The sequence below is a fragment of the Pseudomonas sp. S1_E05 genome (genome assembly GCF_056337105.1).
On record NZ_JBFRHM010000001.1, the window covers coordinates 5510238 to 5523446 of the forward strand.

Consider the following 13209-nt stretch of genomic DNA (forward strand, 5'->3'; position numbering starts at 1 on the left):
AGCTGAAACCCGCTCCTGGCGCATCAAACTTCATCAGGATGGTTGATGTAAGGGGCGTTTCTTTCGAGAATCTTCAATTTGAAGGGGAGCGGCAGTCCACCCTTATTACCAATGAATACATGCCTGGAGTGATGAGAGCTCTGCGCATGAATCAGGCCTGAATTTTTGAGTCGTAGAAAGATCGTAGTTTCATCCGCCTGTATATGATCCAGATTGATGGTTGAATTCTGAATGTCCACCAAATGGAATAGAGATGCTTCGCCGGGTGGGAATGCACCAATCAGATTGTTGTCGTGGCTCAGGCATTTTCCGAAGTGTTGTCCAGGCGTCCTGATATAAAGCGTATAGCCATAGTGCGCATGTCTGAAATAGAGCGTTAATGAAAGATCTGGTGGTGCAGATGTATTCGGTCGCAATGCCAGGAAATGGGAGTGGTCAAGTTTTCGCGGGCGACCGGTAAATACGCCGCCACTGAAGTTTGGGTTGACTATGTAGACTGGCTCACCGTGAAACATGTCGAGAAAATGCATTTGCTTATAGTCGACACTCAAGGTCGCAATGAAAGATTTCTGTCGGTCGGTCGTCATGAGCGGCTCCTTGCCTGGATGATCAAGCCGCGCCGCGACTGATGATGTTGAGCGTGATATCCAACGGCTTGGAGCGTGGTGATTCGGTGCAGACCAGGCCGCCGACCTTGGTGTTGCCTCGCACGCTCAGGGTTTTGCCACCCCGGGTCTGTATCCTGACGGTTGGGGTGTGACTGTTGAATTGTTCAGGGGTGATGATGCGGCCCTGTGCATCGAGCAGGTTGTAAGTGGTTTGCTCTTTAGTGGGCGCGAAGGCTGCGATGAAGTCCTTGTCCTCGTTGCTCAAAGCCTGACGGTGATAGACGTCGTTGGTTAAAAGATAAATCGAGTAGTAGTCTTCGATGCAATAGAAGTAGAAATTGATTTTTTGTGGTGCACCTTTTAGTACGCAAAGATAGTTTGAAACGTCCATGTTTGCTTCAAATGACCAGACGTCGTAATCCGGTTTTTTAATGCGCACGGTTCTACCGTAAGTGAGTTTGGGTAGGTGCAGGTTTCCATGGTGGGTAGTGGCCGAGGCTACAAATGAGCGCTCTTTGTTCTGACTCATGCAATTCATTCCATTGTGCATTGGGTTTAATTGTTCCGGGTATATCCGGTGATGATTAAACTATCAGCAATGAAGTTTGAGTGAGTCGCCCATTTGATGATCTGATGTTTCAAGTACATCTTGCAGCGGTCGAATCCGGGCAAAAAAATCCCGGCCACCGGGGCCGGGATTTTTCAGTGACCTGCTATCAGGCGCCGTAAACGGGCAGCTTTTTGCAGATGGCTTTGACTTTCTCACGAACGGCGTCGATCACCGCTTCGTTGTTCAGGTCGGCCAGGATGTCGCAGATCCAGCCCGCCAGCTCCTTGCACTCGGCTTCCTTGAAACCACGAGTGGTCACGGCCGGGGTGCCGAAGCGCAGGCCGGAAGTGACGAACGGGGAGCGTGGGTCGTTTGGCACGGAGTTCTTGTTCACGGTGATGAAAGCTTTGCCCAGTGCGGCGTCAGCATCTTTCCCGGAGATTTCCTGCTTGATCAGCGACAGCAGGAACAGGTGGTTCTCAGTACCGCCGGAAACCACGTCGAACCCGCGCTCGATGAATACGCTGGCCATGGCCTGGGCGTTTTTCACCACTTGTTGCTGGTAAGCCTTGAACTCAGGCTGCAGTGCTTCCTTGAAGCAGATCGCTTTGGCGGCGATGACGTGCTCCAGCGGGCCACCCTGGGCGCCCGGGAATACGGCGGAGTTCAGTTTCTTCTCGATGTCGGCGTTGGCACGCGCCAGGATCAGGCCGCCACGTGGACCGCGCAGGGTCTTGTGGGTGGTGGTGGTCACCACGTCAGCGAATGGAACCGGGTTCGGGTAGACACCTGCGGCAACCAGGCCGGCCACGTGGGCCATGTCAACGAACAGGTAGGCGCCAACCTTGTCGGCGATTGCACGGAAGCGCGGGAAGTCGAGGATCTGCGAGTAGGCGGAGAAACCGGCTACGATCATTTTCGGCTTGTGCTCGACCGCCAGGCGCTCGACTTCGTCGTAATCGATCAGGCCGTTGGCGTCGATGCCATACTGGATGGCGTTGTACAGCTTGCCCGAGGACGAAACGCTGGCGCCGTGGGTCAGGTGACCGCCGTGGGCCAGGCTCATGCCCAGGATGGTGTCGCCAGCCGACAGCAGGGCCAGATAAACGGCGCTGTTGGCTTGCGATCCGGCGTGTGGTTGAACGTTGGCGTAGTCGGCGCCGAACAGCTGCTTGGCGCGGTCGATGGCCAGCTGCTCAACCACGTCGACGTACTCACAACCGCCGTAGTAGCGCTTGCCTGGGTAGCCTTCGGCGTATTTGTTGGTCAGCACCGAGCCTTGAGCTTCCATCACCGCAGGGCTGGTGTAGTTTTCCGAAGCGATCAGCTCAATGTGCTCTTCCTGGCGCTGAGCTTCTTGCTCCATGGCGGCAAAGAGATCGGCGTCGTACTTGGCAATAGTCAAATCACGGCTGAACATGGCGGTCCTCAAGGATCGGGGGCAGAAAAGGGGGCATTCTAACCCAACCGCTTTTGGAAGGGCTATGAAACACAATCACGTTGTGGATAAGCGGGCTTCAAGCTGTTAGCCGCAAGCCACAAGTAAAAGCTGATTCGCTGTTGCTTGCAGCTTGCAGCTTGCAGCTTGCAGCTTGCAGCTTGCAGCTCTTTTTGTATTTGATTGGAGCTGTCAGCTTCAATCAAACACAAAAAGTGCATCATTGCTGAACTGCGCCTCGAACTGCCCAGCCGCCATCGGTCGCCCGAACAGATACCCCTGAACCTCATCGCAACCATGCTCACGCAGGAAATCGAGCTGTTCGTGGGTTTCCACACCTTCCGCGATAACCGCCAGGTTAAGGCTGTGGGCCATGGCGATAATCGCCCGGGCGATCTGCGCATCCTGTTCGCCCGAGGGCAGGCCATCGACGAAGGTGCGGTCGATTTTCAACACATCGATCGGGAACTGCTTGAGGTAGTTGAGCGACGAATAACCGGTGCCGAAGTCATCGACGGCGATGCTCAAACCGAGGTTTTTAAGGCCGTCGAGAATCTGCATCGCTTCGCTGACCTCGCGCATCAGGATGCTTTCGGTCAGCTCCAGCTCCAGGCACGCCGGTGGCAGGCCGGTTTCCTTGAGGATAGTGGCGATGCGCGTACCCAATTGGCCGTCGGAGAACTGACGGGCAGAGATGTTCACCGACACCTTCGGCACCCGAACCTTGGCCTGATGCCAGGTTTTGAGCTGACGGCACGCCTCGCTGATCACCCAGTCGCCGACATCCACCACCAATCCAAGCTCTTCGAGCACCGGGATGAAATCCCCGGGCGGCACCAGGCCGCGACGCGGATGGCGCCAGCGCAACAGGGCTTCGGCGCCGGTCAGGCGTTTGCCGTCGCCACTGAACTGGGGTTGGTAGTACAGGATGAATTCGTTCTGGTCGAGGGCATGACGCAGGTCGCTTTCCAGCTCCAGACGCTCCAGGGCACTGGCGTTCATGTCGGTCTGATAGAACTGGAAGTTATTCTTGCCGCGCTCTTTGGCGTGGTACATCGCCGTGTCGGCGTTCTTCATCAACTGACTGAGTTCGTTGCCATCCTGCGGACTCAGGGCAATGCCGATACTCGCGGTGACGAAAAACTCACGGCCTTCCAGCACGAACGGTGTCACCAGGCTGGCGAGAATCTGCTCGGCCACATGGATTGCCCGGTTCAGCGCCGTCTCCCGGGTGGCACGCGGTTGCAGGAGCAGTGTGAACTCGTCGCCGCCCATGCGCGCCACAGTGTCGTCATCGTCGACGCACCCGAGCAGGCGGGTGGCCATTTCCTTGAGCATGCGATCACCCGCCGCGTGGCCCAGGGAGTCATTGATCGGCTTGAAGCGGTCGAGGTCGAGGAACATCAGCACCACCCAGGATTTCTGCCGTTCCGCCGATTGAAGTGCGGTGTGCAGGCGATCCTGGAACAAGGTGCGGTTGGGCAGGTGGGTCAGGGCGTCGTAGTAGGCCAGGCGGTGGATGCGTTGCTCGCTGGCCTTGCGCTCGCTGATGTCGGTGAAGAAGCACACGTAACTGGCCAGGTCGCCTTCATCGTCGAGCACTGCCGTGATACCGACCCACGCCGGGTAGTGCTCGCCGTTGCGTCGCTTGAGCCACACTTCGCCTTCCCAGGTGCTGTTCTGGTTCAGTTGTTTGAGCACATAGCGAAGGTGCGCTTCCTGTTGCTCGTCCACTGTCAGGATGTTCGGCAACTGGTCGAGTACCTGTTCCACGGCATATCCGCTGACACGGCTGAACGCTTCGTTGGCCTGGACGATGTAGCCCGCCGGGTCGGTGATCAAGATCGCCGAGGTCGAGTGTTCGAATACCGTGGCCGCCATGCGCAGATCTTTCTCGGCCCGACGTTGCTGGCTGATGTCCCGGCCAACGCCAAGCACGCCTTCGAAGGCGCCGTGTTCATCCCACACCAGTACCAGGCGCAACTCGATGGGAATCTTGCGTCCGTCACCGCGCAGACAGTCGAACACGAACAGCTGGGTCTGTACCTGGTTGCGCAACAGCGCCAGTTGATCGGGTTTTCCCAGCGCTTTACTGACGCGATCCATCAAGCTGAAGATGCCGGACAGTTGCTGGGGGTTGGCGATGGTCGTTTGCCAACCGTTCTGGAAAATCCACTCGACGTCGTAGCCCAGCACGCTTTGCACTGACGGGCTGACATAGTTGAGCGAGAGTTGGCTGTCGGTGGAGAAAATCACGTCGCTGATGCTCTCAGCGAGCATCCGGTAGCGCTGCTCGCTGTCGCGCAGGGATTCGCTGGCCTCGATCTGTTCGGTGATGTCCTTCGCCACGCCGATGATTCGCGTGACCTGGTCGTATTTGTCCCGCGCCAGGGCCTGCTCGCGAATATCGAAGCGCCGCCACTTGCCGTCCCGGTGCCGGAAGCGCAACTGACATTGCAGTAGCTGGACATAACCGCCGTGGCGCTGGGACTGGCGCGAACGGTGGTAATGATCGGCGTCTTCGGGGTGCAGCAGGATTTCCCAGAAATATTCACCCATCTGGTGCAGCTCGGTACGGTTGTAGCCCAGTGTCTGGCCCAGGTGGTGGTTACTGAAGATCATGCGCTGGCTGATCACGTCCTGCACATACAGGTGATCGGGCACGGTGCGCACCACGTCGGACCAGAACCCTTCACGCTCGAGCAACGACAGTTCGATGAGTTTGCGACTGGTGATGTCGTTGATGCTCAGGATCACCGCCTTATAGTCGGCCTGGTCTTCCGGTAGTCGCAGCACCAGCCACAGGTGCTGGTCACGGCCGTTGGCGTCCGGAAGTTTAATCTCCAGTTCCAGCTGTTTTTGCTGGCTGAGCACTGCTTCGATCACTTGGTTGCCGATGGCGGTGCCGTCCAGGGGATTGCCGTCGATCAACAGTTTCCAGGCTTGCTCGCAAGTGCTGACGTTGAGCAGTTGCAAGGCCACCTGGTTGACCTCGGTGATACGCAGTTCTTGCAACAATTGACGCCGATGCTCGGTAGAGGCCAGCCATGTGTGCAACTGCTCGCTGCCGTGCAGGTGTGCCTTGTCAAACGCATTCTTGAGGCCGGACACGTCAAGCACACACAACGCGACGCCGGTGCCCTCAAAAATGTCCTGATAGCGGCGGCGGCCTTCAGTGACCTGGCGTTGCCGGCGTCGCAGGTTAAGCAGGGCGATCAGCGGCAGCAAAGAGAACGCCAACCCCAGCAGGCATTTGCCGACGAAGGCAGGCAGCAGTTCTTCGATGACCTGTTGGCGGTCGAACAAGCCGCGCAATTGCCAGTCGCTGTAGCTCAGGGGCACTGTCAGCACGCTGTTGGCCACATCGGCTTCGGTCAATTCGCCCGGCTTGGCGAGGGGGCCCGATTCGTCGCGGCTGATGACCTGATGATTGACGCGGTTTTCGACCAACCACAGCGGCCGCACGCCGGCATCGTTCTGTTGGGTCAGCACCGAGAAAAAGCCCGGTTTGAGCCGCAGCGCCCAGTAACCCCGACTGCTGCCGCTGGACTGGTGCAACAGCAGGTGCACCATTGAACCATTATCGGCGTTGCTGAAGTAATGGACCTGAGCGCGGCTGCGGCGCACCAGTTCGGCAAGGTAGTCGGCGTCGTCGCTGTCAGCGGCGCTGTCACTGAGAATTTTGCCCGAGGGGCTCAACAGCGCGAGGCTGATCAGATCGGGTAGGCTTTTTTGCAGTTTGCGCAAGAGCTCCTGCTGCTCATCCGCACTTTGCGGTTGCTCGAGGATCGGCAGCAGATTGAGCGCAATCTGCGCATTCAGCGACATGTTAAGACTGACCTGCGCGGCGAGGTCGGCCGTATAGTCGATGGTGTACTGACGCTGACTTTTCTGGGTTTCCCGCAATTGATCCAGCAACTGCCAGAAGAGCAGGGCGAGCAGCAGCAAAGCCAGAGTCGCCAGAGCGCCCTTCAAGGTTCCACGCAGGGGCGAGCTGGACGCAGCAGTCGGTGCGCGGTTGATCAGGGGCGGCGTGACATTGGACAAGCTGTGATCCTGCGGTTTGGCTGGACTGGCGCGACGTGCACTATAAGCCGGACGCCCGAAGGGCGGCTAGCATGCCTTGAGTTGTGGCAAAGTGCCAGTCCCGTTCGGCTGGACTGCCTCTCGTCATTCAGGTAGCTTTGCCGGTTACGCGGGAGCGTTCCAGCTCCTAGAATCAGGTTTTTTCAGCGCGCAGCATTGGTAGCCATCAAGCGACGACGCGCACAGCCTGGCCAGGCATCGCCTGCTCCAATCATTCATTTGTCACTGACCCTAGGTTCTCCATGGCTCAATACGTATTCACCATGCATCGGCTGGGCAAAGTTGTTCCGCCGAAGCGGGAAATCCTGAAAAACATTTCGCTGTCCTTCTTCCCGGGCGCCAAGATCGGCGTGCTCGGTCTCAACGGTTCGGGTAAATCGACGTTGCTGAAAATCATGGCCGGCGTCGACACCGAATTCGAAGGCGAAGCTCGTCCGATGCCGGAGCTGAACATCGGTTACCTGCCGCAGGAGCCCGTTCTGGACCCGACCAAAACCGTGCGTGAGGTGGTCGAGGAAGCGGTGAGTGTGATAAAGGACGCGCAGGCTCGCCTTGACGAGGTTTACGCCGCTTACGCCGAGCCGGATGCCGACTTCGACAAGCTGGCCGCTGAACAAGCCAAACTTGAGGCCATCCTGCAGGCGGGCGACGGTCACAATTTGGAGCGCCAGCTGGAAGTCGCCGCCGACGCGCTGCGTCTGCCGGCGTGGGACGCCAAGGTCGAACACCTGTCCGGTGGTGAAAAACGTCGTGTAGCCCTCTGCCGCCTGCTGCTGTCCGCACCGGACATGCTGCTGCTCGATGAGCCAACCAACCACCTGGACGCCGATTCCGTCGCCTGGCTGGAGCATTTCCTTCACGACTTCCCGGGCACCGTGGTTGCGATCACGCACGACCGTTACTTCCTGGACAACGTTGCGGGCTGGATCCTGGAACTCGACCGTGGTGCGGGTATTCCTTACGAGGGTAACTACTCGGGTTGGCTGGAAGCCAAGTCCGATCGTCTGGCCCAGGAATCCAAGCAGCAGTCGGCCCATGAAAAAGCCATGAAGGAAGAGCTGGAGTGGGTGCGCAAAGGCGCCAAGGCCCGCCAGTCGAAGTCCAAGGCTCGTCTGCAACGCTTCGAAGAAATGCAATCGCAGGAATTCCAGAAGCGCAGCGAAACCAACGAGATCTATATCCCGGCGGGCCCGCGCCTGGGCGACAAGGTCATCGAATTCAAGAACGTCACCAAGGGCTACGGCGATCGCGTGCTGATCGACAACCTGTCGTTCGCCATGCCCAAAGGCGCCATCGTTGGCGTGATCGGCGGTAACGGTGCCGGTAAATCGACCCTGTTCCGCATGCTGATGGGCAAGGAAACACCGGATTCGGGCAGCATCGAAATCGGCGAAACCGTGCAACTGGCTTGCGTCGACCAGAGTCGCGAAGACCTGGATGGAAGCAAGACCGTGTTCCAACAGATCTCCGACGGTTCGGACCAGATCCGCATCGGCAACTACGAAATCCCGTCGCGTACCTACGTTGGTCGCTTCAACTTCAAGGGCGGCGATCAGCAGAAGTTCGTCAAGGATCTGTCCGGTGGTGAGCGTGGTCGCCTGCACCTGGCCCTGACCCTGAAGGAGGGTGGCAACGTCCTGCTGCTCGACGAACCGTCCAACGACCTCGACGTTGAAACCCTGCGTTCGCTGGAGGAAGCGCTGCTGGACTTCCCGGGCGCCGCCATTGTGATCTCTCACGATCGGTGGTTCCTGGACCGCGTGGCCACACACATCCTGGCGTACGAAGACGACTCGCAAGCGGTGTTCTTCGAAGGCAACTACACCGAGTACGAAGCGGATCGCAAGAAACGCCTTGGCGAAGCCGCTGCCCAGCCGCACCGTGTACGGCACAAGAAACTGGCCTGACTCGGGTTGGTTGCATAAAAAGCGGAGCCTTCGGGCTCCGTTTTTTTTGCCTGTGTTTTTTCAGTGGGACCGAGTTGCGCCCTTCGCGAGCAAGTCGAAGACGGTGTCACCGCTGGTGCAGTTCTGAAGTTTGTACTCCCTTTTCTGGTGCAAGAACTTTTGAAAACTCCATTTAATTTATACAAATGCACCATTTAATTTCATAACTGCGACATTTTGCGCTGTTCCAGTGCGCGAATCCTTTGGTACAGTCCCGCGCAATGACAACAATTGTGCCGAGATTTTCCATGATCGAATCCGTCGACTCCTTCCTTGCCCGACTAAAAAAACGTGACCCGGACCAGCCGGAATTCCACCAGGCGGTGGAAGAAGTCCTGCGCAGCCTGTGGCCGTTTCTGGAAGCTAACCCGCACTATCTGACTTCCGGCATCCTGGAACGGATCTGCGAGCCGGAGCGGGCCATCGTGTTTCGCGTGTCCTGGGTAGACGATCAGGGCAAGGTGCAGGTCAATCGCGGTTTCCGCGTACAGATGAACAGCGCCATCGGTCCGTACAAGGGCGGTTTGCGCTTCCATTCGTCGGTTAACCTCGGCGTGCTGAAGTTCCTCGCCTTCGAACAAACCTTCAAGAACTCGCTGACCTCGTTGCCAATGGGGGGCGGCAAGGGTGGTTCGGACTTCGACCCGAAAGGCAAAAGCGACGCGGAAGTCATGCGATTCTGCCAAGCCTTCATGACTGAGTTGTATCGCCACATCGGTGCCGACGTTGACGTGCCGGCCGGTGACATCGGTGTCGGCGCCCGCGAGATCGGTTTCCTGTTTGGCCAGTACAAGCGTCTGAGCAACCAGTTCACCAGCGTGCTCACCGGTAAGGGCCCCAGCTACGGCGGCAGTCTGATTCGCCCGGAAGCTACCGGTTTCGGTTGCGTGTACTTTGCGGAAGAAATGCTCAAGCGCAGCGGTGAGACCGTTGAAGGCAAGCGTGTGGCGATCTCCGGTTCGGGCAACGTAGCGCAATACGCTGCTCGGAAGGTCATGGACCTGGGTGGCAAAGTGATTTCTCTGTCCGACTCGGAAGGCACGCTTTACTGCGAGGCGGGTTTGACCGAGGAGCAATGGCTGGCGCTGCTGGAGTTGAAAAACGTCAAGCGCGGCCGCATCAGCGAACTGGCAGCGGCATTCGGCCTGCAGTTCCTCGCGGGTCAATGCCCATGGGGCCTGGCATGCGACATCGCGCTGCCGTGCGCCACCCAGAACGAGCTCGACGCCGAGGCTGCGCGAACGCTGTTGCGCAATGGCTGCGTGTGCGTGGCCGAAGGTGCGAACATGCCGACCACCCTGGAAGCCGTGGACCTGTTCATCGAGGCGGGCATCCTGTTTGCGCCGGGCAAGGCTTCCAACGCCGGAGGCGTTGCGGTCAGTGGCCTGGAAATGTCGCAGAACGCCATGCGCCTCCTTTGGACGGGGGGCGAAGTGGATAGCAAGCTGCACGCGATCATGCAGTCGATCCACCACGCCTGTGTGCGGTACGGCGAGGAGAATGGCCGGATCAACTACGTCAAGGGTGCGAACATCGCCGGTTTCGTCAAGGTTGCCGACGCGATGCTCGCCCAAGGTGTTGTTTAAGTCGGTTCGATGCGGATGATCTCGATCGTCTGATCGCCAGCCGGGCGTTGCCACAGCACCTCGTCGCCCAGCTGCGCGCCGAGCAACGCCCGACCCAGCGGTGAGCCCCAATTGATCAGGCCCGCAGATGCGTCGGCCTGATCTTCGCCAACCAGTTGTACCGTCTGCTGGGTGTCTTGTTCGTCGGCGAACGTCACCCGACTGCCGATCTGCACTTTTTGCCGTGAGCTGGGCGCTGCCACCACCTGGGCGCTTTGCGCACGCGACATGAAATAACGCAAATCCCTCTCCAGATCGGCCAGGCGCTGCTTGTCGGCCTGTTCGCCCATGGCCGACTGTTGACTGCGGTGCTGTTGCAGTTCGGCGACTTTTGCCTGCAACTGAGCAAGGCCCGCCGGCGTAACATAATTGGGCTGAGCGCTCACCTGCCGTTCGACGGGCTGGTCGGCTTGCGCAGCGGCGTTATCTTCATTGACGAAAGCGCGACTCATGGTGTTCTCCCGTTATAGGGTTTGGGCCATGGTCACAGGCTTTTGGTTTCAACGGATGTCTGTCAGCGACTCATTGCGAGCGAAATGCATGGGCGGCGTCCCGGTCTTTCTGCTGTTGCCAGGCCTTGTCCCGCTCCTCCCAATGGTGACTGTAGTAGTCCTCGCGGTCCTGGCTCTCGCGCATGGCCTGGCACTGGCGAAAGCCATCGCCCCAGCCTTCGGCGTATTGCGGATCCTTGAGGTAGCGCGGGACATTTTTACGAAACTCCCCGCTGATCGCGCCGGCGGCCTGTCGCCCGCTGCTGCAGCCGTCATCGAAGCCGTCGGCGAACGCCGGCGGGTAACCTTTGGCAATCAGATTTTCGTGGGTCGTCTCGCAACCCGTGGTCAGCATCAATAAACCCACTACCACCACACAACGCCACATCATCGACTCCCGACTAATGAGGCAAGTCTAAGAGCCGGTTGGTGAGGCGTTCGTGAAAGGCGTGTGATGGATCCGTTGAATCCAGTGTTTCCCTGTAGGAGCGAGCACGCTCGCGATGGTCGTCCAGACAACGTTGGCTATCAGGCGCCCCGCGTTATCGTTAACGTCCATCGCGAGCATGCTCGCTCCTACAGGACCTCGATAAATTCTTAATAGTGATACCACTTCACCTCAAGCATCACCTCGTTCTCTGGTGTGGCGAGATGACTGAATTCCCGCTGCGCGCTCAGGCGCAGGCCGAGGTTGCGCGACAGTTCCCACTGCTGATTCAGGCTCAGGCTACGACGCACTTCGCCATTGGTGAAGAAATCTCCCTTGGCTTCCACGCTAAAGTTGCCCAGCGGGTTTTTCCACAGCAGGCCGCTGTTGAAGCCGGCGGCGGGGGAGATGAATTCAGCGAAATCATTGTTGTGTTCCACGCGCACGGTACCCAGGGCAAACCCGAGCATGTCCTCGCTCAGTTGCCAAGTGCCGCCACCACCGCCGTTGACGTGACTGACCAGGGTTTCATCGTCATGTTTGCCAGGTACGCGCTCGAGGCCTCCGGTGACCTGCCATGACAGCGGTTGGAGCAGCTCGTTACGTGGCGTGAGAGAGCGGATGGTCGCCAGATCCAGTTGCTGCAATTGCCACTGATTGCCTTCGTACTGGCGCAGTTTCATTTGCAGGATTTCGATCTGTGCGCCCAGAGGGAAACTCTCGGCGTTGTCGTTGAGATCGTGGTATGCCATGCGCAAGCCATACTCGCCAAAGGCCTTGTCGCCCCTAGTACCGATACCGGCCTGCCAGGTACGGGATTCATGGCCGTCTTCGGGCAGGCCGGGTTGCGCAATATTCAGCTCTGGCGCCGGATTCTGGTTGATCGCCCGCAGCAGTTCGAAACTGCGTTGAGCGCGTTGCGGATCGCGTTCCTGGCCGTTGGCGCGGTAGCGCTCAAGGCGGTAAGCGGCGTCAACGATCAGCGCCTGGCGCTCGCGGGGCTGCGCCTTGAATGCCGGGTCCTGCAATTGCTGCTGATCGGCGCTGACTTTGAGCACCCACTGCTTTTCTTCAGGGTCCAGTGTTTCGGCACGGCTCAACAACTCGCGCTCGCGCGATGGCCGGTATTGAATCGACTCCACCAGGCCGGCGTCCTTCACCGCTTTCACGGTGTCTGTCGGAATGGCGGTCAGCGGGAATTGCTCCGTCAGGCGCAGGCTCGGGCGAGCTACCTGCAACAGTTCCAGCAGGCGATAAGAGCAGTTTTCGTCAAAAAAGAAGTAATCGAACTTGATCTGCTTCAGCTCCCAGACGTGCTCGACCATGCGTTGGGTTTCTTCGGGCGTCAGGTTCAGGCGGTATTCCCACAGGTCGCGGTTTTCCAGGCTGCGGTACTCAGAAAGTTTTTCCTGATACGGCACCAGTGCAAACAGGCCTGGGTAACCCCCCATCAAGCCTTTCCAGGCATACAGGATGCTGTTGTCCGAACCTTCGATATAAGCGCCGAAGTTGATCGCGTAACTGAGCAGCGAGGTCTTGTCGGTCTGCACATCGGCCTGGTCGATGCGCAACAGGGTGTGACCGAACATCGAGGATGGGCTGTTCAGGTAGGCCGCTGGAAAAATCATCACCGCGCTATGGGGCGAGACATCCTTGAACCATTGTTTGAACTCGGCGCAGTCGGGGGCGGGCAAGTCGGTAAGGTTGAGCTGCGCTTTCAGCCAGCGGGTGCGGGACGGGTAGACACATTGGGCGTGCTGTTCGCCGGCACTGGCCGGGGCATACAGCGCTTGCACGGTGGCTGCCAGTTCACGGTCCGGGTGTGCATTGCCATCAGGGGCAAGGAAGAATTTGCTGTCGCTGACATAACTGCGCCAGCCGCCCAGTTTGGCGGTTTCGTAGTGGCCCAGGGAGATCCAGAAGGGATCATTGGCCAATTGCTGCAAACGTTGATTGTCGAGGTGAGGCGCGGCAGACAGCGGGGCGCAGGCACACAGCGCCAGCCAGGAAAGGCGTTTGAGCATAGTGGGCAACTTAA

The 13209-nt window shown here is 58.6% G+C and carries 9 protein-coding genes; 2 read left to right on the plus strand and 7 right to left on the minus strand.

Annotated features, from left to right (window positions below):
• Positions 1-23: 23 nt before the first annotated feature.
• The 4 genes from AB4N33_RS25485 to AB4N33_RS25500 all read right to left on the minus strand — a co-directional run bounded on the left by AB4N33_RS25485 (position 24) and on the right by AB4N33_RS25500 (position 6643).
• Positions 24-587, minus strand: coding sequence for a fibronectin type III domain-containing protein (locus AB4N33_RS25485; protein WP_476458499.1), 564 nt, complete (start codon positions 585-587; stop codon positions 24-26).
• Between the two features lie 22 nt (positions 588-609).
• Complete coding sequence (locus tag AB4N33_RS25490; protein WP_476458500.1) at positions 610-1137, minus strand: hypothetical protein; 528 nt, start codon at positions 1135-1137, stop codon at positions 610-612.
• A gap of 187 nt (positions 1138-1324) precedes the next feature.
• Positions 1325-2578, minus strand: a complete 1254-nt coding sequence (glyA, locus tag AB4N33_RS25495; protein WP_460120705.1) for a serine hydroxymethyltransferase — start codon at positions 2576-2578, stop codon at positions 1325-1327.
• Positions 2579-2794: 216 nt separating this feature from the next.
• The gene (locus AB4N33_RS25500) at positions 2795-6643 is read right to left on the minus strand and encodes a sensor domain-containing protein (RefSeq protein ID WP_476458501.1); all 3849 of its coding nucleotides are present in this window, start codon (positions 6641-6643) and stop codon (positions 2795-2797) included.
• 281 nt (positions 6644-6924) lie between these two features.
• Between AB4N33_RS25500 and ettA the strand changes: the two genes are divergently transcribed.
• Both ettA and gdhA read left to right on the plus strand, forming a co-directional pair.
• Entirely contained in the window at positions 6925-8589 is a 1665-nt protein-coding gene (gene ettA, locus AB4N33_RS25505) for an energy-dependent translational throttle protein EttA (protein ID WP_460120709.1), read from the plus strand.
• 287 nt (positions 8590-8876) lie between these two features.
• On the plus strand, positions 8877-10214 hold the full coding sequence (gene gdhA, locus AB4N33_RS25510) for an NADP-specific glutamate dehydrogenase (protein ID WP_460120711.1): 1338 nt from the start codon (positions 8877-8879) through the stop codon (positions 10212-10214).
• Here the strand turns inward: gdhA and AB4N33_RS25515 are convergent.
• The 3 genes from AB4N33_RS25515 to AB4N33_RS25525 form a co-directional block, all read right to left on the minus strand.
• A complete protein-coding gene (locus AB4N33_RS25515; protein WP_460120713.1) occupies positions 10211-10705 on the minus strand; it encodes a GreA/GreB family elongation factor in 495 nt (164 codons plus the stop codon). The genes gdhA and AB4N33_RS25515 overlap by 4 nt on opposite strands.
• Positions 10706-10775: 70 nt before the next feature.
• Positions 10776-11132, minus strand: coding sequence for a hypothetical protein (locus AB4N33_RS25520; RefSeq protein ID WP_460120715.1), 357 nt, complete (start codon positions 11130-11132; stop codon positions 10776-10778).
• 209 nt (positions 11133-11341) lie between these two features.
• Entirely contained in the window at positions 11342-13195 is a 1854-nt protein-coding gene (locus AB4N33_RS25525) for an Lnb N-terminal periplasmic domain-containing protein (RefSeq protein ID WP_476458502.1), read from the minus strand.
• Positions 13196-13209 lie beyond the last annotated feature (14 nt).